This is a genomic window from Paenibacillus thermotolerans, assembly GCF_028745515.1.
GTDB classification, from domain to species: Bacteria; Bacillota; Bacilli; order Paenibacillales; family YIM-B00363; genus Paenibacillus_AE; species Paenibacillus_AE thermotolerans.
The window spans coordinates 44,197-67,491 of sequence record NZ_JAQZSG010000020.1 but is presented as its reverse complement, the minus strand read 5'-3'; the positions used below and the strand labels follow the sequence as shown (position 1 = coordinate 67,491).

The window sequence follows — 23,295 nt, the reverse complement described above, 5'->3', positions numbered from 1 at the left end:
TACGATAACCTCCTCAGTCTCCAACAGAACATTTTGATGTGTGTAGTATAAATCCAAAATACCATTTCCATACACTTGAATCAATTGTGCGGACGTAAGGTATTAGGACATCGGAAATTAAGAATGGCGTTCAATCAATTCGCGGATTGAAGCCATAATTTGCTCTGTCGCCGCTTCAAGCTGTTCGGCGGCCGGCAAATGTTCGGGCGGCGTTACATAGAAGGGCTGCCCGTAAACGACCTTCAGCGGACGAAAAAGCTTGTAGTTGCCGATGATTGCCGCTGGCAGAATCATGGCATTGGTGCGGATCGCGAACGTCGCGGCCCCTTTCTTGCCTTCGCCCAAATCGGCGTTTCGGCTGCCCTCCGGAAAGATGCAAAGCACTTGATTATCTCTAAGCAGGTTCAGCGTCGTCTTGATCGTTTCCTTGCTCATGCCGCCGCGTTTTACGGGAAAAGCGCCGAAATAACGAATAATTTGCGAAAAGACCGGTACTTTGAACAGCTCCGCCTTCGCCATAAACCGCATCTTCCTCGGCAGAGGGCATCCTACGATCGGCGGATCCAGCAAATTGCGGTGATTGCAGCACACGATGACCGGCCCCGACATCGGTATATTTCCGGCTCCGACCGCCTTCAAGCGGAACAGCAGCCAAAAGATGATGCGGAGCACGACTTGCGCGATTTTATACAACGGGGTCTCCCCCCTTTAATAAGGAGTCGCACAAATCCAAAATGCGTTCAGCCACTTCTTCGATATTGAGCTCGGACGTATCGATCTCCACCGCATCCTCCGCCTTGCGCAGAGGAGACGCCTCGCGCTGCGAATCGTGATTGTCGCGCCGGACGATCGATTCCATGAGCGATTCGATCGTTACGTTACGCCGCTCTTGTTCGGATATTTCTTGATAGCGGCGCTCCGCGCGGATGCGCGCACTCGCCGTCAAGAACACCTTCACCTCGGCGTCAGGCAGCACGTTCGTGCCGATATCCCGCCCGTCCATTACGACGCCTTTGCTTTGCGCCATCTTCTTCTGCAGTTTCACCAGCACGCTGCGCAACGGCGCAACCGCCGAAACGGCGGAAACGCTCGCGGTAACCTCGGAGGAGCGTATTTCCTTCGTCACGTCCTCACCGTCCATCAGCACATGCTGACCGTCCGGCTCCGCAACGAGACGAAGATCCGTTCCTTCCGCCAGCGCGACCAGCTCGTCGGCTTTCTCGGCCGGGACGTTGTTCCGAAGCGCCTTCAGCGTTACGGCTCGATACATTGCCCCGGTGTCGACATACACGTAACCGAGCCTGGAAGCGACCAAACGGGCGACCGTGCTTTTCCCGGCGCCCGCCGGCCCGTCAATAGCGACATTAATCTTGGATGCAATATGTAAATTCAAGCGGCTACTTCCTTTCGTCAACAAAAAAGCAGGCTAGGCCTGCGTTCGAACCGCCTTCAGTATAACACATTATTCCGATAAAGGCACGCCTTCCGCCCGATCGGTCGGAGAAACCGCATGTCTGATGCCGCCTGCGGCCAGCAGCAACTGGGACAACACCAGCAGCACGGCAAGCGTTACGATCGAGCGAACGATAAATCGCTCCACAGGCTCGCACAGCCGAATAAACCGATCGCTGTATTCGTCGGCTTCGCTTCTTGCGCTGCGCCGGCCGCAGCGCGTGTCTTCATATTCCCGCATCTCCATCCGATTCCCGCCAATTCGCCGTTTTTGCCGGTAGTATGCTCAGGAACGGAAAAACTATTCGCGCGCGTACGATTATTTTTTCCGGAAATCGAGCTGTCGTTCGAACGCGTATCGAATGATCTTTTGCTGCTCGGCTTGCGCGATGTCGGCAAAGCGCATCATGACCAGCTGCTTGCCGCCTTCTTGGTTTTTAACCCGAACGATTTCCCCTTTGAATTGCGCATGCTCGACGGAGCCGTTGCGGTAAGGAACGAGCAGCCAGCAGCTTAACAAATCGTTTACCTTCAGCGGAATATGATCGTCGCACAGGAAGGACACGCCTCCTCCGCCTACGTCCTCCGTTAACGCTAGAAACTGAAGGTGCTCTCCGATTTTCGCGGCGATTTCCAGCTGCGCCGCCACACGGAGAAACGTTCTCCGCTGAGTGCGGGTAATCGCGTTCGGCTCGGGCTTTCGTATGGCGACCAAACGAATTACGTCTTGGGTAAAACCGATCACTTCGGATTCGAAGAAATTTTTGACCCCGCCCTCGGTTATGAAATGAACGGCCAATTGATCGCCGATTTCAAGCCTTTTCAGCTTTCCCGTTTGGACATCAATCGGTATTTCCATATACAAGTGCTCGTCATCCAAATCGGCTATGCGGGACTTATATTCTTTCCCGGCTTCCTCTTCATCAGGGGACGCAACCTGGAATTGAAGCGTTTGATTGATTTTCATGTGTCCCCTTCCTTTCACGCCGTATTTGCTTCTTAAGACCTATGATGATATCCATTATATCAACGGAATGCCCGGAGCGGAAGAAGAAAAAAGCGCGTACGGCCAACAGCCGCAAGCGCTTCGATGTTACTTATTTTGTTGTTTTCCTGTGCCGGCATCGGTCTCTGCGCCTCGAATGCGCTCGATCTTTTCCTCATAGCCCGAGTCTGCGTTCAAATAAATGCGATATTGTTCGCCGTTGATGCTTCCGCGAAACTCGTAGCAGAGCACTTCTTCATCCAGATCGTTGTCGATCAGCGCGAGCGACTGGTCTGCAATCTTGAAGTTCGGGTTCAGCATGGCGGCCGCCTCTTCTTTCGAAAGCGTCGGCTTCGCGAGCTTTCGTTCCTTCGTATGGTACAGCATATCTCCGGCGGACAATCCCGTAATTTGTCCGTTATCCAAAGCAACCTTCACCGACAGCTTGTCCGGATAAATCGTTATGTCGTTCATGACTCTGGCGAAGGCAATGCTTGCTACATTTTCATATTCATCGAAGCTGATCGGACGCATACTTTCGTATCCGTTCTCCCGCAGAAACTGCTGGGCACGCATTGCCGCCTGGTCGGCCGACAACCGTTTGCCGTGCACGCTGCGCGACGTCAAATAGTAAATGAGCTTGCCGCCTTTTTTCGTATAATCGAGCTGAATCGGGCTATCGTGCCCGTCCGCGTCCAAAGTAACGCTATAGGTCGGAAAATCGGTTTGCGCGCCGTTTTCGACCACCTTCATCCGGCCTGTGTCTCTCGTTCGTAAAAATTCCGCCGCTTTCTTTTTCACTTGCTCCGCAGTTACATCAGGCCCGGACAACGATTTGGCCGACAGACGCATATTTTGATCCGATGTCGTCGGACCGAAGTTCAAATTGCCGAATTCCGCCACCTTGTCGTTCATTAGGCGAAACCCGTCAATAATGTCGTTATCGAAATTTTCGTTGCCGGAAGCAAGCGCCGTTTCCACATCCATCCATCGGAGTTGCTTCGTCAGCACCTTCTCTTGAACTTTGCGCAAGTCCGTTCTTATTTCCTTCGCGTGCTTGTACAATGCGGTCAACAGCTTCGTTTCTTCCGAGGTAAGCGGTTTTTCATCCAAATTTCTCATCGCCGTTCGGTACGAAAATTTTGAGATGTTCGCAAGCAGCTGCTCCGTCTCATGAAAGGGCATGAGCGTGAGAGGCAATTGATTGACCTCGGACTGCGCCTGGGAAGTAAGTCTCCATAAGTTGACGAAGTTTTTCTGATGGAACTTCGATTTGGAATTGACGGCGAGCGAAGCGCCCAGCTCCTCATGAACCTGATCCATATAATAAGACAAATCGTGAAACGCCCGCTGATACTGATTTTCCGCTTTTATCAAAATGTTGTTTTTTTCCTGATGCTCCTGGTAACCCCACATGGCGGTGCCCGCAAACAATAACGCGAATACCGGAAACAATATAGCGCTAAGCCGCTGATACATATGCCTGCTCCCTTCCGCAAAAACTTACGGCTAGTTTTCGTAGAAGGAAGCCCGGTTATACATTTTCTTCATGGACTTCAAAATCGTTCTCATTGTCGCAAAGGCAGCGCTTAAATCCGGTGTCGATCACGCCCTTCTCCCGTTTGCCGCGAAGGACGAAACGCTCGCCGCATTTTTTGCACCGAATCGCCACCTTGACCCGGTTCACCATATGTTTTCACCTACTCGACGCAAAAAAATAAACCTTGCCAACTTCATTATCGTCAGCAAGGTTACGTTTTAAACTCTTCTTCGCGCCGGATGAGACGCAGCGGGGAATGGTGGTTCGCCCGGCGCATCTTGGCAAGCCCGCGAATCCAAAGCACCGACATGAGCGGCACCATCAGCCAAACCCAATATGTGGTTGCCGTCAAGACGACGAAATCGAACAAACCGTGCCAGAACACCGGAAAAATAATCGAATACGCCAAGCTTCTCCCGCGTTCATCCTTGAAAAATTTCGCCCGGCCGAAATAATAGCCCATGACGATCGCGAACAAAGCATGTCCGGAAACCGGAAGCAGCGCCCGAACAAAAAGCGTGCTAAGCGAGTACGGCTCGGAAAGCGCGAACAGCAAATTTTCCGCTGTGGCGAATCCCAAGGATACGGCTGTCGCGTACACAATCCCGTCATAAGGCTCGTCAAATTCGCTGTGCCGAAACACCGCTATTAACACGATCAGCCATTTGGCGCCTTCCTCCAAGGCCGAGGTCGTGCCGAACGAAAAGAAAAGAGGGTCGTCGCCGAACCAAAGCGTAAACCCTCTCTGCAGTACCATGACCGGAACCACCGAAAGCGCGCCGAATACAAACAGCTTGGCAACCAAATGCAGCGGCTCCGACTCATATTTATCCTTCAGGTAAATATAGGAGAGCAGAGCGAGCCCCGGCGCGGCGGCCGCGGCAATCATCGAAAGTAAAACCATTCCGCTCCCCCTTCATTAATAAAATCGAAGCTATACCCATCCGCGGTAACGGGCGGCTTCCGCCGTCTTGCGAACGCCGACCATATATGCGGCAAGCCTCATGTCGACCTTACGGGACACAGATAAATTATATACGCTCTCGAATCCCTTGACCATCATATCTTCCAATCTGGTATGAACTTCTTCTTCCGTCCAGTAATACCCTTGGTTATTTTGAACCCACTCGAAATAAGAAACGATGACGCCGCCGGCGCTGGCCAGCACGTCGGGGACGAGCAAAATGCCGCGCTCCGTCACGATTTTCGTCGCCTCCAGCGTTGTTGGCCCGTTAGCGGCCTCTACGATGATCGACGCTTTTATTTGATTCGCATTATCGAGCGTGATTTGATTTTCAATCGCTGCGGGAACTAATATATCGCATTCCTGAATCAAGAGCTCTTCGTTGGAGATCGCCGTTTTTTCGAACAGCTTCGTCACGGTTCCGAAGGAATCCCGTTTATCGAGCAAATATTCGATATCGAGCCCGTCCGGGTCATACAATGCGCCGTAAACGTCGGAAATGCCGACAACCTTTGCGCCCGCTTCGTGCATGAACTTGGCCAAAAAGCTTCCCGCGTTCCCGAAGCCCTGTACAATGACGCGCGCATCCTGAACCTTAATTCCCTTTTTCCTGAGCGCTTGGTTGATCATGATCGTCACACCTTTGGCGGTCGCGGTTTCGCGGCCGATGGAGCCCCCTAAGACGAGCGGCTTCCCGGTAATGAAGCCGGGGGCGTCGAATTCGCGGATCCGGCTGTACTCATCGAACATCCACGCCATAATTTGCGAATTCGTCATCACGTCGGGGGCTGGAATATCCTTTGACGGACCTACAAGCTGCGAAATCGCGCGTACATACCCGCGGCTTAAGCTTTCCAGCTCCCGGAACGACATCTCCCTCGGATCGCAAATGATGCCTCCTTTACCGCCGCCATAAGGAAGATCGACGATGCCGCATTTCAAGCTCATCCATATCGAAAGTGCCTTCACTTCATCCTCGGTTACCCCGGGATGGAACCGTACTCCGCCCTTCGTGGGACCGACGGCATCGTTGTGCTGAGCGCGATAGCCTGTAAACACCTTGATTTTGCCGTCATCCATTCGTACCGGAATTCGAACCGTCAGCACCCGAAGCGGCTCCTTTAGAAGCTCGTACATTTCTTCCGGATAACCGAGCTTTTGGAGCGCCTCCGCGATAACCGTTTGAGTGGACTGAAGCACATTCAGGTTTTCTTTAGCAGACACCATAAACACCTCGTCAATTTTCTTTTGGCTATGTAAAGGATGATGTAAACCTAATGTCGGTCGTTCCGGGCAGAATCATTCCCGCGCCAAGAAAAAGCATCTTGCCAAACGCGTAAGGTTTGAAAGATGCTTATCTTTTGTGCGGATGAATCCGCAGCTATTAGGCGAAGCTCGTGCGAATGAGCTGAATCGCGTTCTCGCGAACGACCAGCTTGCCGTATTCCTCAAGAACGGCTTCGGTTAAAGAATTCGGTTCTCCAAATTCGGACAGTATGGAGATAAGATTATCATAATGACGTTCTTCTTCCGAATCCTCATATTCCAGCTGCAAGATCCACTTGTCTTTATATGAGTACAAAGAACCGGCATCCGTATAATTCGGTCCGATTTGCTTGGATGCGGAAATCAGGTGCTCCAGATCATGGAACGTATAAGATATCAGATCGCTCTCTTCGAGCGTTACCTCCATCTCGAACGTATCTTCGTCTTCCTCGGACAGGTGCGGCTTTCCACGAGTTACGATCACGACCATTCCTTGCGCGGGCATTGCGAATACTTCAACGGCCAGCGGTCCGCTGGCATCGAACCCGAGCTCGGTATAAGCGTGATCCATTAAATCGTTGAACAGCTCGTGCACCTTCGGAATTTCGTGCCAAAGTTCTTCCTTCCGGATGCCCCGCTCCGTCAAATCGTCGAACGTTAGGAAAATCCGAATTTTGTCTTGGCTCAACCGTTCGATTTTCATCGCAGGATCCTCCTTTTCCGATAAAAATCCGGTTACCACAGCGTATGATAGAACCCCGGATTGGTGACGCGCCGAACAACTGCATTGTAAAAAATGCGCTTGTCTAGCACACTACCATGTTAACATTATTTCTCGGCGAATGCACTATGTATAGCTGCCTATATTGAAGTAATTTGCAGGAAAGAACGAATGCAATCGATAAACAAGCAAAGCCGCGCCCGAAAGGACGTCGGCCTTGCCTGCAGCTTTCTTAACGGATCGTCGACGTGGTTGTCGTAGCGGCATTCGGAGCGTCGCTGTCGGCCAAAATTTCGCCTACCTGCTTGGACAATTGAGGGTCTTGGTTCACGATTTGCTGCACTTTGCCCAGTCCGCTGCCGGAGCTTGCATTCATCGTGCTGTTGGTCGTTCCGCCGGCGCTCGCGTTCATCGTGCTGTTGGTCGTTCCGCCATAGTACGAGCGGCGGTCCGGGTCCATCATCCGGCTTCTGGCCGTATCGATGAACTGGTCAAGCCTGGCTCCAGCATTGCCAAGCGTTGCCAGACTCAGCTTATTGTTTCCGCGGTTGAAAAACATTGCGGCGGCCGCGCCGAGCAACCCGCCGACAACAAATCCGGTCATTCTCACGGCAATCCCTCCATTTGAAGAATAACTGCATGCTTATTTTCAGCAGCCGCGCCTGAAATCATCCCTTGAGAAAAAAGGGAATTCGGGGGATTCCGCGCAAAACGAGCGCCGTGTTACAATGAAATCGCACCTATTTTACTCCGGGAGAAGAGCCCTATGAAGAAACCTTACATCATGCTGCTATCGCTCGGTCTGCTGCTCTCTGCATGCGGACAATCGGCCGGAGCGGACACGCTTTCGCCTGCAAAGCAGAATTCAATCGAAACGTCGCCGTCCGCGGAGCCCGCCCCTGAAGACGCGCCGGCGGAACAGACGAATTCGGACCCCGCGGACGAACCCGTCAATGAGCCTGAACAAGAGGAGCCGGCCGAAACAGCCGCCGTTCCGTTGCTGTACCGGATGAGCGACAATTTCATCATCAAGCCGATCGAGGAAAGCACAAGCTCCAAAGTAGTTCTGTTAACGTTCGACGACGGTCCTAAAAATACGGAGGTGCTGACCTCCCTTCTCGATACGCTGGACAAGCATAACGCCAAAGCGATATTTTTCGTCAACGGCTACCGGGTAAAGCAGCATCCGGAGCTGCTGACGCTGATCCGCGATCGTAAGCAGTTTATAGGCAACCATTCGTGGGACCATATCAATCTAAAACAATCGACCGACGAGCAAATCGATGCGCAAATCGGAGACGTTCAAAATATTGTGGAAAAATTGACGGGGGAACGGCCGCGGTTTTTCCGTCCGCCTTTCGGGGCGGGGAACGACTATGTGCGGCAGAAGGCTGCTGAAGAAAAGATGCTGTATATGACCTGGTCCAACGGATCCCAAGATTGGGTGAAAGGGTACGACAAGCCCGATAAAGTCATCGACAGCGTCTTGGAGCAGCTTCATCCCGGGAGCAACATCCTGATGCACGAGCTGCCTTGGACGGCGGAAGCGCTGGATGCGCTGCTGACCCGCCTGGAGGATAAGGGCTACGGCTTCGTCGACCCGGCAAGCATTGACACGGGCTACTCGATCAATTGATATCCCCATACGATCAGGCCTGCCGTCAGCGCAAGAAACAAGATGATTAACGTGTTGTAAAAGATGCGGACCATCTTCATTTTGTTGGACGGATGAACCTTTCTCCTCGGGGGGAGAGGTTCTTCTTTCATATCCTCCGCCGAAATTTCATTGTCAAGCTTCGTCACGATCAGTACTCCCCCGAAAACGAATAGTCAAGCCCATCACCAGATCAATAATAAAATGCGCGGCAATCGGTGTCCATAGGCTTCCGGTTTGAACCGCAATCCAGCCTAGGCCGTAAGAAATGGAAAAGGTTAGCCCCGTCATCAGCCAGTGGCGCAAATACCGCACGTGCAGCGTCGCGAACACGATGCTCGTCCAATAAGGACCGATCATATACTGAATGGCTCCGCGAAACAGCATTTCCTCGCAGACGGCCACAATCAGGCTGATCAGAGCGATATGCCATACGGGTCTTCGGCCGAACAGCTTTTCGTTGATGCCTCCGTCGTCGGAAAATTCCTCGGGAACCCACCGCGAAATGAGCGCGTCCGCCGCAAACACGACGCAAGCGAATACGAGCCCCCATACCCACGGAATATAAGAATCGGGCAAAGCGAGCACGCCCAGCGGATTTCGCTTTTGAAGCCACATTATGCCCAGCGCGGCAAGCAAGGTAAGAAGCTGAGTGAAATACAGATTGATCAGCAGCATCCGGTCGGTTATCTTAGTCAAATCCGCCTTCTGCAGGCGAATCCGTTTCAAACGCTCGAAGTCGAATTTTTTCATGAACAATTCCCTTTTTATGAAATATGGCCTATACTGAAAATGATTTGAACCACGGAATTTGAGGAGCCCGTATGAATAAGAAACTGACCCGTTATGACCTTATTATTTCACTCGGATTTATTTTCGCACTGATCGTCGGACTTGCCGCATTTTTCTACGGCCTCCAAACCGGGAAAGAGCAAACGGACCGGAAGTACAAGGCATTCATGGAACAGCTTCAGGACGAGCAGAGCCAAACCCGGGTAGCTTATCATCAGCAGCAATTAGTTTCATTTTACCATACCGTGCTGCTCCCGTTCCGGGATTTTCAGAAAGCTTGGTTCGAGAACTTGAGCATACTGGAAGCCGAAAGCAAATCGGCCGACTCATCCGAGCTCGTCAAACAGCTGGGCCGTTTGGCCGATGAGAAATATAAGGAAATCGAACCGTCTACGATCCCGGAGGTTTCTCCGAAATTAATAAACGCACACCGGAACTATTTGAAAAGCTTGAAGCTGTTTTCCGAAGCCGCCGGCCGGATCCGGCCCGGCTCGAAGACAAGCGGCGCGCTGCTCGCGGAGCGTCTGCGCAAGGATGAATATGTTCAAGAGGCGTACGCCTTCGCGCTTCAGGCGCAAAGCCAGTATTACGAAGCCATCCTGGAATGGAACCGGGCGAGCGACCCGAGCGTCCCCGAGATTGAGCGGCTCGGCCAGGATAACGTGACCATGAGCGACTGGCGCCATTGGAACTTAAATACGAAGAACGTACATATTTCGCGAATGCTGCTAAAGGACGGAACTTTTTTCGATTTTTATCCGCAAGACGTCTCTTCGCGAATCGATGATCTGGACGCAACCGGGGAAGCCGGGAAACTGAAGCTCGAATCGGTGCAGCAGACCGCGCACACGCTGCTTTCGGCAGGCGGCGTGCGAGCGGGCGACTATTTGCGGTTGAAAGAAAAGCTTTATAAGAACGAAGCGCTGCCCCAGCTCCCGTTTTTCTTTGAATAACGGGCCATGCCCGATCAGTCATAGGCGAATCCGCGCTCCGCGGCGACCGCCGCCATCCCTCCGGCTACGTTGACGATGTTCGCGAAGCCTTGCTCCGCCAAATATTTGCAAGCCCATTCGCTGCGCACGCCGTGGGCGCAAATGACGTAAATCGTCCGATCGTCCGGCAGCTCGCCGATTTTGGCGGGGAGCGTCTGCAGCGGTACATGAACGGATCGCTCCAAGTGGTAATAGTCCCATTCGAACGGCTCTCTCACATCGATGACGAGGCCGTCTTTCGTTTCGCCGTTTTCATAAGCTTTGTTAAAATGCTCCGGCGATATATGGCTGTAACGATTCATATGGATGTGCGTCTCCTCTCAAACCGCGTTCGCGGCTGTTCTTTATTTACGTTATGAATTGGATGCGGTTTCTTGCAAATCCTGTTCGGCTTTCTTATTGACACTATTACATTGCCATGATACATTATGTTGCAATAGTAATGTTAGTCCCATACAAAAACATGCGATGACGGAGAAAGACCGTTCAGATTGTCCTTAACAGAGAGCCGATGGACGGTGAAAATCGGCGGACAACGAATAGCGTCCAGCACTCCACAGCAGCCGCGCCGAACCCGATATATTGTTTCGCAGTAGGCGTTGCCGGTCATGGTACCGTTATAACCTTGGTCGATTTTTTCGACCGCTGAGGCCGCAGCAATTGCGGTAAAGTTGGGTGGCACCGCGAAATAAACTCTCGTCCCTTCATACGGGTTACGTATGCAGGTTCGGGAGTTTTTTAATTATCATTCCATGTTAGGAGAGAGAAACCATGTTTAAAGTGCTGGTATCCGACCCGATCAGCGATTTCGGGTTGCAGCAATTGACGGATGCTGCCGACGTCGCCGTAGACAAAAAGACAGGCTTGACGGAGGATGAGCTCGCAGACGTAATCGGGGAGTACGACGCGCTGCTGGTCCGCAGCCAAACGAAAGTAACGGACCGAATTTTGGAGGCCGGCAAAAAGCTGAAGGTGGTCGGCCGCGCAGGCGTCGGCGTCGACAACATCGATTTGGAGGCGGCGACGAAACGCGGCATCATCGTCATTAACGCGCCGGACGGCAACACGATTACAACGTGCGAGCACACTTTCGCAATGATGATGGCTCTTGCGCGGCATATCCCGCAGGCTTACCGCAAAACCGTAGAAGGCGTCTGGGACCGAAAGTCGTTCCTCGGCGTAGAGCTTCGCAACAAAGTGCTCGGCGTGCTCGGCATGGGCCGAATCGGCTCCGAGGTTGCCAAGCGCGCGAAGGCGTTCGGCATGGACGTGATCGGCTACGACCCGTTCCTCACGGAAGAGCGCGCCGAAAAGCTCGGCGTAAAGCTGGGCTCGGTTGAGGATATTATCCGAAAAGCCGACTTCATGACGGTGCATACGCCGCTGACGAACGAAACGAAGCATATGATCTCCAGGCCGCAGTTCGAAGTCATGAAACAGGGCATGCGGATCATTAACTGCGCGCGCGGCGGCATCATCGACGAGATGGCGCTGTATGAAGCGATCGAGCAAGGAATCGTTGCCGGCGCCGCCTTCGACGTATTCGAGGACGAACCGCCGAAGCCGGACCATCCGTTCTTGAACCATCCGAAAATTATCGTCACTCCGCATTTGGGCGCATCCACGGTTGAGGCGCAGGAGAACGTCGCCATCGACGTATCCGAGCAAGTGTTGAACATTCTTCGCAACGAGCCGTTCAAGAATGCCGTCAACATGCCGCCGATCCAAGACGCCGTGCTTGCGAAGCTGCAGCCTTATTTCGGACTCGGCGTTAAGCTCGGCTCCTTCCTGGCGCAGCTGTCGGAGAAGGCGGTTTACGAAATTCGCATTTCTTATTCCGGGGAGCTTTGCGATGTGGATACGACCCCGCTCACCCGGTATATCGTACAGGGCGTACTGGGGCATCACTTGGGCCGCGAACAGGTCAATGTCGTCAACTCCCTCCACCTCGCCAAGACGCGCGGCGTAGAGGTTGTTGTACAGCAATCGACGTTGTCCAAGGGCTTTACGAACCTTATTTCCGTAACGCTCAAAGGCCGCCACGAGGAGCATTCCGCGGCAGGCACGCTGCTGAACGGATACGGCGCCAGAATCGTTCAGATCGATCCGTATCCGGTGGACGTATCGCCGGAAGGCCATCTTCTGCTCGTATCCCATACCGATAAGCCGGGTATTATCGGCCGGGTCGGCACGCTGCTCGGCTCTAACGACGTCAATATCGCCACTATGCAGGTCGGACGCAAAGTCGTCGGCGGATCCGCGATCATGGTGCTCACGGTGGATAAGGAAGTGCCGAAGCCCGTGATCGGACAGCTTGCGGAGCTGACCGATTTGACGAACGTTAAGGAAATTACGTTGTAATAATAGATAAGCCCGCTCCGGATTGCACTTGGAGCGGGCTTATTATTTATGCTTTAAGTTTGTATTCCGGATGAAACGCTTTAAATTCCGGCAGCGAGCCGGCTACCATGAGTCCCTGCCCCCAGTTGATGTGAACGTCCTCAACCGCCGGGTCGGAAGCGTCGCGGTATTGGAACAGCACGTTTCGACGGATGCGTTCGCTTCGGTTCGGGTACGAGCCGTGAACCGTCAAATAGTTGAAGAACAAGACGTCGCCGGCTTTCGCTTCGCACGGCGTTGCCTGCTCCAACGGATATTTCTTGGCGTCCAGGTAATGTCTGCCGATGTGCGGTATCGGCCCCCAAAGATGCGACCCCGGGATGACGCGAATGCACCCGTTCTCGTCGTTCGCGTCGTCCAAATGAACGCTGGCGGCCGTCATCGTGTGGTCGCGATGCGGGAAATACGGTTGATCCTGATGCAACGGGAACGCAGCGCCGCGCTCCGGCGGCTTGACGAGCATCTTGGAATGGTGGAGCTGCACGTTCGGGCCGATCACCTTCGTCAATACCGATACGATCGTTGGGTGCATCAGCGCTCTCATGAATGCGGCATCATGGTATTGTACGTCGTGGAACCCTTTTAACACTAATTTGTTTAATTCTTCGGGCGGCAAGAAATCTCCTTGCCACTGATGGTTCACATCTCTCTTCGCTTTGACGGCCCGGTCGATAATTCCGTCCACCGCCTGACGCATTTCGGCAATTTCATCGGCGTTGAATACCCCTTTGACTAGGAGATACCCGTTTTGTTTGTAAAAATCGACATCCTGCTGAGTAATCATCGTATGCCCCCCTACCATGTCATTAAATAATTCATTACAATGTAACTGTATTGTAAGGCAAAAGAGTTCAGCCAGTCTTTCTACATTTGCGACTTCTATTTGTATTTTTAAGACAAGGAGTGAACAGCGGCGATGAAGGATGCGGAGCTTTGCTATGACGCGGTGGCGGTGCTGAACGGAATGGAGCGAAGGCTGCATGACGATCAGTCCGCCTTTGAAGTGCTGTATTGGGGCGCCCAGCGGGATCATCGCGACAACCCGGTTCATAAGCATTCCTTCCTGGAAGTATGCTATGTGCTGGACGGTTACGGCTCCTATGAGGAATACAAGCAAGGGTACCCGCTTGCGCCGCAAACGTTGTTTTTGTCGAGGCCCGGCATCCCCCACCAAATCCGCAGCGAACACGGGATGCTTTTATATTGGGTTGCGTTCCGCCTCGATTCCGCCCGCAGCGAACCGCATGTCGTCGAGCAGTTTCGCCGGCTAAGCTCGTCTTCCCGCGTGCTGCAGCCTGGCGCCGGTGAGACGCCTTCCTCCCTTCTGTGGAGGTCGTTGTACCGGCACGCAGCCGACCGGCATTACGGCTTGCTGCAATCGGTACCGACGCTCGCTTGCGCGCTGCTGCGTTCCTTCGTCTCGTCGTTTCTCGAGGCGGACGCGTCTTCGGCGCAGCATCAGCCGCTGCCGGTGCACCATTCGTCGGCTTCCTCTTTGCTTCATCAAGCCCGGATTTACATCTCCGACAATTTGGCGGGCGAGCTGTATTTGCAGGATGTCGCCGCTTATTTGCACATTTCGGGCAGGCATCTGTCGAGGCTGTTTATGTCGGAGCTGGGAGTGACGTTCATTGAATATGTGAACCGCCAGCGAATCGCCGAAGCTCGACACCTGCTACGGACGACGGACATCCCGATCCGGATTGTCGCCGAACGGTGCGGCTTTTCGTCCGTCCATTACTTTACCCGCGTCTTTTGTACGGCGGTGAAGACGACTCCGGCGCAGTTCCGCAAGCAATGGTGGGACAAAGACAACGAGGGATGAGGGCCGCTAAGGGCGCACAATTTCACGTTACCGGCTAAGCGGGGAGCAGCTGCTGCAGCTCCTCCTTCGCGGACTGTGCTGCCTTGCGCTTGTATGCGATTTCGAGCGAACTTAGCGGAAAGCAATGTCCGCTAATTCGCGGAAAACGGCGGGATCCGACGGNCGTTACCGGCTAAGCGGGGAGCAGCTGCTGCAGCTCCTCCTTCGCGGACTGTGCTGCCTTGCGCTTGTATGCGATTTCGAGCGAACTTAGCGGAAAGCAATGTCCGCTAATTCGCGGAAAACGGCGGGATCCGACGGAATAACGGAACAAGATGTCCGCTAATTTGTTGAAAAGTCAAAAAATCGGGAGAAAACACCGTGTTAGCGGACAACGCCTTCCGTTAAATCGCCGAATTATGTAAACTAGCCCATTTTAGCGGACATTCGTTTCCGTTAGTAATAGGAAACTGCCGTGCGAAGCAGTTCTTACCCTATTCAAAACAAAAACGGGGCGGAAGATGACCCTCCGACCCCGAAAATTTATGCCCGCAGCTCCCCGATGGGGCTAAAGGCTTGGATACGCGCCGCTAAGGGCGCAATTTTGTTCCACGGACAACAAGATTTATCTTCTTTTTTCTACAGAAACCGCCGCAGCTACAGGGAGCGTGACGGTAAATGTCGTACCGTGTCCGATCCGGCTTTTAGCCGTAATCGTGCCCTCGTGGGCGTCGATAATATTTTTGACGATCGCGAGCCCGAGACCGGTCCCTCCGGCGGAGGCGCCGCGGGTGCGGGCTTTATCCGCCTTGTAAAACCGTTCGAAAATATACGGGAAATCCTCAGGCGGAATTCCTTGGCCTTGGTCCTCGATCTCGATGCGGACCGCATCGCCGCCAGGCAGCTGCGCGCGCTCCGCCCGAACCGTAATGTCCTTCCCCTCCGGCGTATGGCGGATGGCGTTATCGAGCAGATTGGTCATGACCTGCTCGAGCCGATCCTCATCGGCCGACTCCAGGACAAGCCCCGCCGCAGCGTTCGGATCGACATCCAAGCGAAGCGTGATGCCCTGATCCTTGGCAAGCACGGAAAACTTCCGGTGCACGCGCTGCAGCAGCGGCATGAGCGATACGTTGCCCATGTTCATCTCCAAGCGCCCGGCCTCGATCTTGGCTAAATCCAGCAAATCCTTCACGAGCCGCCCCATCCGAAGCGACTCTTCATTGATGACCTGAGCCATTTCCCGCCGTTCCTCCGGAGTGGACGCGATGTCGTCAAGCAGCGCCTCGCTGTACCCCTGGAGCATCGACAGAGGCGTCCGCAGCTCGTGCGACACGTTCGCCACGAAATCTTTGCGCATCTTCTCGGCGCGATATTCCTCCGTGACGTCACGCAGCACCGCCACTGCCCCGTGGAGCGTGCCGTGGGTATACAGCGGGTCCATCGACACCGACCAAACGCCGCTGCCCACGTGCAGCTTCGTCACGACTTCCTTCTCTTCCTCGACGACCATCCGGAACACATCGTACAGCGGCGCAGGAATGCTTCGGCGCGGCCGCTCCTTCGGCAGCTCTCCGTCCCCCGCCACCGCAGCGGCGGGAGCCGCCCGATGCGGCGCCACGAGCTTCTCCCATTCACCGGCAACGGTTTCACCCGGCGGATTGCAGGAAATGACAAACCCGTCCGCATCCACTGTGATGACCGCATCCGTCATCGAACGCAGAATGCTGGAAAGGTGCTCCTTTTCGTAATTCAAATCCCGAATCGTGACGTCCAGCTTTTCGCCCATATGATTAAAAGCGCGGGACAGCTGCCCGATTTCGTCGTCGGAATGAATGCGGACTCTCGACTGGTACTCTCCCGCAGTAATCATGTCGGCCGCCCGCTTCAGCTGAAGCAGCGGCTGAGTAATTTTTGTCGATAAGAAAAAGGCGAAAAACGTCGTAAGCAAAAAACCGATGGCGCAAGCGATAATGAATAGCCGTTTCACTTCATACGCTTCGGCGACCGAAAATACGGTATCGATATATTGCAGCAAAGGAATGCCCAGGATGAGCAGAACGACCGCCACAAGTACGATGATCGTCATCCAAAGCTTTCCGACGATGCTTTTCAGGATCGTCAGCATCGTTACTTCGGCACCTCTAGCTTATACCCGACTCCCCACACCGTCGTAATCATGGCGGCAGCTTCCGGAGACACTTTGTTAAGCTTCTCGCGGAGCCGCTTCACATGCGTATCGACCGTACGAAGATCGCCGAAAAATTCGTAATTCCATACATCCTTCAGCAGCTGCTCTCTGGAAAACACTTTGTCCGGCGAAACGGCAAGGTAATGCAGCAGCTCGTACTCCTTCGGCGTCAAGCTTACCTCCTGGCCTGCTGCGGTCACCCGATGCGCGTCATGCTCGATCATGATATGCGGAAATACGATGTTATTGCTCGTATGCGCCTCCCTGGAAAGGAACGCCGTCGCCGACGATCTGCGCAATATCGCCTTCACGCGATAAATAACCTCCCGCGGCGAAAACGGCTTGACGACATAATCGTCCACGCCGACTTCAAACCCTTGCACGCGGTTGGCTTCCTCCCCTTTCGCCGTCAGCATGACGACCGGCGTCGCCTTGCTTTGGCGCAGACGGGCACAAACCTCCACGCCGTCTATGCCCGGCAGCATCACGTCGAGCAAAATCAGGTCGTAATCTTTCTCCTGCGCCATGCGGAGCGCGGTTTCTCCGTCCTCCGCCTCCTCGATGACGAAATGCTCCTTCTCCAAATACATGCGGAGCAGTCTGCGAATGCGCTCCTCGTCGTCGACGATCAAAATCGTATGACTTCCTTCAGCCATGAACTTTCTCCTCCATTCCGGAATGCCCCGTTTTACGATACGCCGGCGTAAGAGTGAAGACCGGCAATAATCAGATTAACGCCGATTAAGGTAAACATGACGACGACAAAGCCTAGCACGGCAAGCCACGCCGACCTGCGCCCGATCCAGCCGCGCCCGAGACGCAAGTGGAGATAAGCGCTGTAGAACAGCCACGTAATAAGCGCCCAAACCTCCTTCGGATCCCACGCCCAAAACCGGTTCCATGCAATGTGGGCCCAAATCATCGCGAAGATGAGCGCGCCCAGCGTAAAGATCGGAAAGCCGATCGCAACCGCCCGGTAGCTGATTTCATCCAAGTCGTCCGGATCGATATCTTTCAGAACCGGACTGATCGCGGCGCCCAGCGGCTTGCGCAGCGCCAATCGAAGAATGCCGTATAAGATGATGCCGAAAATGACGGACCATATCACCGTATTGAGCTTCCTGCCTGCATTAACTCCTTTGAACCAAGACGGAGTCTCAAACAGCGGCTGCGTTTGCCCCAGGAACGGACCCATCTTAACGAGCTCCATGCCGGTCGGGGAAGCGATCGGCGGCAGCGTATATTCCACCGTCGTCTTTACCATCTGCTCCGTGCCTTTGCTATCCTTCTCCAGCTGTTCTCCCGTAAAGGAGGCTTCGTAGCCGATTCCGCGGAACATAAAGACGGCGACGACAAAACCGATGACGATCAAGACGGAAAACAGCGTAAACTCCACCCACCGGCGCTGCCTTTTCAGCTGCTTATCCTCCGAGGAAAAATCGACGACCCGAAGCAAATACATCAAGCCTGCTGCGAAGGCAACGGCAAAGAACGCTTCACCGGACGCAGCCGTCGTTACGTGGATGTACAGCCAGTAGTGATTCAGAGACGGGATCAGCGGCTGCGCCTCCCACGGAAACACCATCGCGTACGCAAGCAGAATGAACGAGATCGGCGTTGCGAACGCGCCGATTAGCGGCCCTTTATAAATCAAATAAAAAATAGCCGTCGCCACGACCGTCATCATGGACAGGAACGTAATAAATTCAAACAAATTGCTGACCGGGATATGCCCGATCCCGACCCAGCGGGTCACGAAATAAATCAGATGAAGAGCCAGACCGGCCAACGTCGTCCCGAAGCCGATGCTTCCCCATTTCTTGGTATGCTGCGCAGGGTCGTTGTTGCCCCATTGTCTGCCGGTAATGCTGAGGACGTACATCACAAACGCGATAATATACAAAAACAGCGCAACAACAAGCGCTGTATTGCTGACATCGAAAATCGTCAAGCGCGACCCACCTCATTCTTACTCATGATTTTGTCTCGTCTGTCTTTGTGCGGACACCGGATGCGTCAAGTCCGGCGGCTTCCAGCAAGCGCTCCGTCTCACGGCGCATGGCGTGCCAGTTTTTGTTGGCGTGAGCCGCGACAACGACCCGGCCGTCTTCGATTCGGAGCCATATTCTTCGATGCTGCCAATAAAAGCCCATAACTAGCCCGATCATGCACACGATGCCTCCGAACAACAGGTAAGGCACGGTCCGGTCCGAACGAGCGCTCAACACGCTTGTAAACTGGGCGATTTCCACATCTTCCATCCCGCCGGCTTCAATAACAAGCTTGTCCCCGATCCCGACCGCCTTATTGAGCTCGTCCTGCCGGAACCGTTCCTTGTCAATCTCGCGAGGGAAGTACAAATAGGTCGAGCCTTCTTCGGGCAAGCCCGGCCCCGTAATTTGAAATACGAAGGCCGGCGCGTTCGGCGTCTCCGCCGACAGCGTAGTGGGCTCCCCGTCCTTGCCGATGGCGAATTCGGGGTAGTAATTATGGAGCCGAAGCTTATACGGGCCCGCTTGGTAGGATAGCTCCGGGTCGCGCGTTCGCAGCGTAAACTGCCCGTACGATTCCCCGCTCTCGGCATCCTTCAGCTGCACGCGGACGCTCCGAACCTGCGGCGTGAAATCGTAGCCGAATTGGTAAACGGACAGCCCTCTGTATTGCAGCGGCTTATTGACCAAAATATTGCCCTTCGCGACTTCCTTGAGAACGGGATCGCTCGTTCCGCACCTGTCGGTACATTCGTACAAAACCGCTTTCGTTTCGTACAGCTTCGGTACGACTTTCTGCTCTTTGCGGAACTCGCCTTGCAGCTCCTCCGGCTTATAAAACTCAGCCGTAAACTTCTCGTTCTTCACATAATAATTCGTGCCGCCGATCGGCTCCGCTTCGCCCTCCAGCACGGATACGTATTGCTCCAGCGTAAACCCGTGGAAGGAGCGAATCAGCACGACCAGCAAAAAAATAATGAGACCGACATGGTTCACGTACGGCCCCCAACGGCTCCAACGGTTTTTTTCGCCCAGGACGGCGTTGCCCTCCCGCAGGATGCGAAACCTTTGTTTCTTTAATTGAAGCTCGAGCCGATCGGCGAGTCCGTCCGCATGCCCGGAAGGAACCGGAACTTCAAGCGATATTTTTTGCCGGCGCAAAAAATCGAGGGTGCGGTTCGCCTTTTGCTTCTTTAACGCCTTATACAGCGGAACCCCCCGGTCTATGGAGGCGATCACGATGGACGTCCCCAGCATAATGACCAAAAGCTTGAACCACCACGACGTATAGGTGCCGGCTAAGCCAAGCTTATAGTACCACTCGCCGGCCGTTCCGTACGTCTGCGCATAATAATCCAGTCCGGGCGGTCTGACGAACGAGCTCGTTTGGGGAAAGATCGAGCCGATGAGCGCGCCGAGAAGCGTAAGCACAATGAGCCATACGCCGACTTTGGCCGAAGCGAAGAAGCTCCATACGCGGTCCAGCCGATCTTTATCGGCTTTCTGCGACCGGATCGGCGCATTGTCGTATCTCATATCGAATTTTTTATCGGCTTCGTTCACGCATCATCCCCCTTTCATGCTGTTGCAGGTGCTTTCCCGTCCGATCTTATTTTCCGAGAAGCTTTCGAATTTCCATCTCCATATAGCCCTCGGTCATGCCGCCGACCTTGATTTCTTGTACGGTTCCGTCAGCATCGACGAAAAACGTCGTAGGATAGGAGCGAACTCCGAAGCGGTCCCTTATATCCAGCTCGGGATCGAGCAGGATCGGATACGTTACGTTAAACCGGTCGACGAAATTCGTGACGCGGACGAGCGGCTTTTCGCCCAGGTTCACTCCGATGATCGCTACGCCCTCATCTTTATATTTCTCGTACATTCGCTGCAATGCCGGCGTTTCTTCCACGCAAGGCGGGCAGAACGTACCCCAGAAATTGATCACGGCGATTTTCCCGCGATAATCGGAGATGCTCACCTGTTCCCCTTTCAAATCTTCCAATGCGAATGACGGAACCCGATCGCCGGCTTCCGGCGGCTTCTTGTCGTCTTGAAAGGCTCCGCCCGCCACCGTATATCCCGCAATCAGCAGCACTACGGCAAAGATGGCGATTTGCAGCCGTTTTTTGTATTTACCCAAGGTCCTCACCCATCAACTATTATATCGAAAGAGAGAAAGCAAGCTAAAGCAAGCTTCAGGCCCGATTATGAACTTTATGTGTCAGCTTTGTCGGCGTTTTGCCGCAATTCTTCCACTTCTTGCTTGGTCAAGGGGCGAACCTTTCCTCTTTGCAGACCGGCGAGCTGAACCGGGCCGATCGAAATGCGCTTCAGCCGCGTTAAAGGAGTATGGATCGCCTCGAACATGCGACGCACCTGCCGGTTTCTTCCTTCAAAAATCGTAATGCGGATCACGGCCGAATTTTTGTCGGTATCGATATCCGCATACTCCACCTCCGCCGGAGCCGTCATTCCGTCATCCAGCTTGACTCCCGCTCTCAGCTTGTCCAGCAGCGAGCCGTGCGGAATTCCCTTGGTCGTCGCCAAATACGTCTTCGGCACATGATGGCGCGGATGCGTCATCAAGTTGGCGAACTCCCCGTCATTCGTCAAAATGAGCAAGCCCTCGGTCTCATAGTCGAGCCGGCCTACGGGATATACACGCTCCTTGACGCCCTTCATATAATCCATGACCGTCTGGCGTCCTTCGGGGTCTTTCGCGCTCGTAATTACGCCCTTCGGTTTGTGAAACGCCAAATAAACCTTTTTTTCTTTAGCGATTTTTTTGCCGTCGACCGTGATTTCATCAGCAGTCGGATCCACTTTAAAGCCGAGCTCCGTAACGGGGTTCCCGTTGACCAGCACTCGGCCCTGCTCGATAATTTCTTCGCATTTGCGCCGGGATGCAACCCCGGCCGCGGCGAGCACCTTTTGCAGCCGTTCCATGTAGACGTTCACCTCAAGCTAATGATAACCATCTGACATGGAAAGCACAAGTTCGGCCCACGGGAAGTAACGTCCGGGACATGTCAGCGTATGGGGCTGCATATGCTCGAACGACAATTCGTAAGCGGCGCACAGACGCAATATCAATTTGGTTGCAATGAATAGCTGCTCGCGGATTTCGGAAGACAACGGGTCGAACGGCGCGGAGAAATCGCCTTCCAGACATATATGAAGCTGCTTCGCATCCATCGGTTCAGAGGAAGGAATAATGGTGCCTCGGCGGGTGATCAGAAAGTCGTACCCCTTCCCGTTGATGGAGGGGCAGGCGGAATGGTGAATCGTAAAGCCCGTATACTGCAACCAGGTTCACCTCGCGGTCCGTATAAATGCTACAGTATATGAAACTTTACGATAATCGGTTCAAGAGGCGGAAAGGAAGAACGGTTTACGAAAAGGCCAAATAGCAAACGGCAACCGCCGCCAAAAAACCGACGGCATCCGAGAATAAGCCGACACGCAGCGCGTATCCCGCCTTCCGAATTCCGACCGCGCCGAAATAGACGGTAATGACGTACAACGTCGTATCCGTGCTCCCTTGAACGGTCGCCGCGATTCGCGCGATGAAGGAATCCGGACCGTACTGCTTGATCAGGTCGGTCGCGTAAGCCAGCGACCCCGCACCGGTAATCGGCCGGAGGATGCCTAGCGGCAGCACCTCGGGCGGGATGCCCAGCGGCACGACGAGCGGCTTTACGAGGTTGATCAGCATGTCCATCGCGCCGGAAGCCCGGAATATGGAGATTGCGGTCATCATGCCGACCAGATGGGGAATGATGCGAATCGCCGTTTCGAAGCCGTCCTTCGCGCCTTCGGTGAACGATTCGTAGACGGGAACCTTCTTATATGCGGCGTAAAGCGGTATAAAAACAATCAGCACGGGGATCGCCCATGCGGATATCGTATTCATCCATTGTGCCAAATGTGATTCACTCCCTTTTTACTGCTGCGGCGGCGGGGGCGGAGGCGATTTGCGCTGATACCACTTGTCCAGCAGAATGGCGGCGGCGAGCGCAATGGCCGTCGCAGCCAGCGTCGGGCCGACGATGTCCGTCGGATTTTCCGAATTGAAATTCATCCGAATGGCAATCAGCGTCGTCGGAATCAACGTAATGCTGGCCGTATTAATCGCAAGCAGCGTGCACATCGCCGCCGTCGCCTTATCTTTCTCGGGGTTGAGCTTTTGCAGCTCCTGCATCGCTTTGATGCCCGCCGGCGTCGCCGCGTTGCCGAGCCCCAGCAAATTGGCGCTCATGTTCGACAAAATATAGCCGAATGCGGGATGATCCTTCGGTACGGACGGAAACAAATAGCGGACAACCGGGTGAAGCAGCTTGGCAAGCTTCTGCAGCAAGCCGGCGTCCTCTGCGATCCGCATGATGCCGAGCCAGAAAACAAGCACGCTGATGAGTCCGAAGCAAACGGCAACGCCCGTCTTCGCTCCGTCGAAAGCCGCCGCCGTTACGGTCTCCACATTGCCGTTCACGATCGCCACGATAAAGCCGGAGACGATAAACAGAAGCCAAATCCAATTGACCAT

27 protein-coding genes are annotated in these 23,295 nt (G+C 54.0%); 4 read left to right on the top strand and 23 right to left on the bottom strand.

Features of this window, described 5'->3' with window-relative positions:
- Positions 1-117: 117 nt before the first annotated feature.
- The 10 genes from PT964_RS16625 to PT964_RS16580 form a co-directional block, all read right to left on the bottom strand.
- Complete coding sequence (locus tag PT964_RS16625) at positions 118-693, bottom strand: lysophospholipid acyltransferase family protein (protein WP_274364489.1); 576 nt, start codon at positions 691-693, stop codon at positions 118-120.
- The gene (gene cmk / locus PT964_RS16620; RefSeq protein WP_274364532.1) at positions 686-1,381 is read right to left on the bottom strand and encodes a (d)CMP kinase; all 696 of its coding nucleotides are present in this window, start codon (positions 1,379-1,381) and stop codon (positions 686-688) included. The genes PT964_RS16625 and cmk overlap by 8 nt, the downstream gene beginning before the upstream one ends.
- An 81-nt stretch (positions 1,382-1,462) precedes the next feature.
- Positions 1,463-1,699 (bottom strand): hypothetical protein, encoded by a 237-nt coding sequence (locus PT964_RS16615; protein WP_274364488.1) that lies wholly within the window; start codon positions 1,697-1,699, stop codon positions 1,463-1,465.
- Positions 1,700-1,771: 72 nt separating this feature from the next.
- Positions 1,772-2,419: a flagellar brake protein gene (locus tag PT964_RS16610; RefSeq protein ID WP_274364487.1), complete on the bottom strand. Its 648-nt coding sequence runs from the start codon at positions 2,417-2,419 to the stop codon at positions 1,772-1,774.
- 126 nt (positions 2,420-2,545) lie between these two features.
- Positions 2,546-3,916 carry a germination protein YpeB gene (gene ypeB, locus PT964_RS16605; RefSeq protein ID WP_274364486.1) on the bottom strand — a complete coding sequence of 457 codons (1,371 nt, stop codon included), beginning with the start codon at positions 3,914-3,916 and terminating at the stop codon, positions 2,546-2,548.
- Between the two features lie 55 nt (positions 3,917-3,971).
- Positions 3,972-4,127, bottom strand: coding sequence for a hypothetical protein (locus PT964_RS16600; protein WP_274364485.1), 156 nt, complete (start codon positions 4,125-4,127; stop codon positions 3,972-3,974).
- Positions 4,128-4,188: 61 nt separating this feature from the next.
- A complete protein-coding gene (gene prsW / locus PT964_RS16595) occupies positions 4,189-4,881 on the bottom strand; it encodes a glutamic-type intramembrane protease PrsW (protein WP_274364484.1) in 693 nt (230 codons plus the stop codon).
- 30 nt (positions 4,882-4,911) lie between these two features.
- Positions 4,912-6,168: a Glu/Leu/Phe/Val family dehydrogenase gene (locus PT964_RS16590; protein ID WP_274364483.1), complete on the bottom strand. Its 1,257-nt coding sequence runs from the start codon at positions 6,166-6,168 to the stop codon at positions 4,912-4,914.
- 157 nt (positions 6,169-6,325) lie between these two features.
- The gene (locus PT964_RS16585; protein WP_274364482.1) at positions 6,326-6,910 is read right to left on the bottom strand and encodes a genetic competence negative regulator; all 585 of its coding nucleotides are present in this window, start codon (positions 6,908-6,910) and stop codon (positions 6,326-6,328) included.
- A 250-nt stretch (positions 6,911-7,160) separates the two neighbouring features.
- The gene (locus PT964_RS16580) at positions 7,161-7,538 is read right to left on the bottom strand and encodes a hypothetical protein (protein ID WP_274364481.1); all 378 of its coding nucleotides are present in this window, start codon (positions 7,536-7,538) and stop codon (positions 7,161-7,163) included.
- A 156-nt stretch (positions 7,539-7,694) separates the two neighbouring features.
- Between PT964_RS16580 and PT964_RS16575 the strand changes: the two genes are divergently transcribed.
- Positions 7,695-8,564, top strand: a complete 870-nt coding sequence (locus PT964_RS16575) for a polysaccharide deacetylase family protein (protein ID WP_274364480.1) — start codon at positions 7,695-7,697, stop codon at positions 8,562-8,564.
- Here the strand turns inward: PT964_RS16575 and PT964_RS16570 are convergent.
- Both PT964_RS16570 and PT964_RS16565 read right to left on the bottom strand, forming a co-directional pair.
- Positions 8,549-8,731 (bottom strand): hypothetical protein, encoded by a 183-nt coding sequence (locus PT964_RS16570; protein WP_274364479.1) that lies wholly within the window; start codon positions 8,729-8,731, stop codon positions 8,549-8,551. The genes PT964_RS16575 and PT964_RS16570 overlap by 16 nt on opposite strands.
- The gene (locus tag PT964_RS16565) at positions 8,718-9,335 is read right to left on the bottom strand and encodes a CPBP family intramembrane glutamic endopeptidase (protein WP_274364478.1); all 618 of its coding nucleotides are present in this window, start codon (positions 9,333-9,335) and stop codon (positions 8,718-8,720) included. The genes PT964_RS16570 and PT964_RS16565 overlap by 14 nt, the downstream gene beginning before the upstream one ends.
- A 71-nt stretch (positions 9,336-9,406) precedes the next feature.
- On the opposite strand from PT964_RS16565, the gene PT964_RS16560 reads away from it, so the two are divergent.
- Positions 9,407-10,327, top strand: coding sequence for a hypothetical protein (locus PT964_RS16560; RefSeq protein ID WP_274364477.1), 921 nt, complete (start codon positions 9,407-9,409; stop codon positions 10,325-10,327).
- Positions 10,328-10,341: 14 nt separating this feature from the next.
- On the opposite strand, the gene PT964_RS16555 is transcribed toward PT964_RS16560, so the two are convergent.
- A complete protein-coding gene (locus PT964_RS16555; RefSeq protein WP_274364476.1) occupies positions 10,342-10,668 on the bottom strand; it encodes a rhodanese-like domain-containing protein in 327 nt (108 codons plus the stop codon).
- Positions 10,669-11,137: 469 nt separating this feature from the next.
- Between PT964_RS16555 and serA the strand changes: the two genes are divergently transcribed.
- The gene (gene serA / locus PT964_RS16550; protein ID WP_274364475.1) at positions 11,138-12,727 is read left to right on the top strand and encodes a phosphoglycerate dehydrogenase; all 1,590 of its coding nucleotides are present in this window, start codon (positions 11,138-11,140) and stop codon (positions 12,725-12,727) included.
- Between the two features lie 46 nt (positions 12,728-12,773).
- Here the strand turns inward: serA and PT964_RS16545 are convergent, their stop codons facing one another.
- The gene (locus tag PT964_RS16545) at positions 12,774-13,550 is read right to left on the bottom strand and encodes a phytanoyl-CoA dioxygenase family protein (protein ID WP_274364474.1); all 777 of its coding nucleotides are present in this window, start codon (positions 13,548-13,550) and stop codon (positions 12,774-12,776) included.
- Positions 13,551-13,682: 132 nt separating this feature from the next.
- Between PT964_RS16545 and PT964_RS16540 the strand changes: the two genes are divergently transcribed.
- Positions 13,683-14,591 carry a helix-turn-helix domain-containing protein gene (locus PT964_RS16540; RefSeq protein WP_274364473.1) on the top strand — a complete coding sequence of 303 codons (909 nt, stop codon included), beginning with the start codon at positions 13,683-13,685 and terminating at the stop codon, positions 14,589-14,591.
- Positions 14,592-15,195: 604 nt separating this feature from the next.
- Here PT964_RS16540 and PT964_RS16535 read toward each other — a convergent pair.
- From PT964_RS16535 to PT964_RS16495, 9 genes are all read right to left on the bottom strand, one after another.
- Positions 15,196-16,698: a HAMP domain-containing sensor histidine kinase gene (locus PT964_RS16535; RefSeq protein WP_274364472.1), complete on the bottom strand. Its 1,503-nt coding sequence runs from the start codon at positions 16,696-16,698 to the stop codon at positions 15,196-15,198.
- Positions 16,699-16,700: 2 nt separating this feature from the next.
- Positions 16,701-17,417, bottom strand: a complete 717-nt coding sequence (locus PT964_RS16530) for a response regulator transcription factor (RefSeq protein ID WP_274364471.1) — start codon at positions 17,415-17,417, stop codon at positions 16,701-16,703.
- A 32-nt stretch (positions 17,418-17,449) separates the two neighbouring features.
- Positions 17,450-18,712: a cytochrome c biogenesis protein CcsA gene (ccsA, locus tag PT964_RS16525; protein ID WP_274364470.1), complete on the bottom strand. Its 1,263-nt coding sequence runs from the start codon at positions 18,710-18,712 to the stop codon at positions 17,450-17,452.
- A gap of 22 nt (positions 18,713-18,734) precedes the next feature.
- The gene (resB, locus tag PT964_RS16520) at positions 18,735-20,315 is read right to left on the bottom strand and encodes a cytochrome c biogenesis protein ResB (RefSeq protein ID WP_274364469.1); all 1,581 of its coding nucleotides are present in this window, start codon (positions 20,313-20,315) and stop codon (positions 18,735-18,737) included.
- Positions 20,316-20,361: 46 nt separating this feature from the next.
- Positions 20,362-20,892, bottom strand: coding sequence for a redoxin domain-containing protein (locus PT964_RS16515; protein WP_274364468.1), 531 nt, complete (start codon positions 20,890-20,892; stop codon positions 20,362-20,364).
- 74 nt (positions 20,893-20,966) lie between these two features.
- Positions 20,967-21,698, bottom strand: a complete 732-nt coding sequence (locus PT964_RS16510; protein ID WP_274364467.1) for a pseudouridine synthase — start codon at positions 21,696-21,698, stop codon at positions 20,967-20,969.
- A gap of 18 nt (positions 21,699-21,716) precedes the next feature.
- Positions 21,717-22,058 carry a hypothetical protein gene (locus PT964_RS16505; protein ID WP_274364466.1) on the bottom strand — a complete coding sequence of 114 codons (342 nt, stop codon included), beginning with the start codon at positions 22,056-22,058 and terminating at the stop codon, positions 21,717-21,719.
- A gap of 85 nt (positions 22,059-22,143) precedes the next feature.
- Positions 22,144-22,665 (bottom strand): spore maturation protein, encoded by a 522-nt coding sequence (locus PT964_RS16500; RefSeq protein ID WP_425262759.1) that lies wholly within the window; start codon positions 22,663-22,665, stop codon positions 22,144-22,146.
- Positions 22,666-22,695: 30 nt separating this feature from the next.
- Positions 22,696-23,295, bottom strand: a complete 600-nt coding sequence (locus PT964_RS16495) for a nucleoside recognition domain-containing protein (protein WP_274364464.1) — start codon at positions 23,293-23,295, stop codon at positions 22,696-22,698.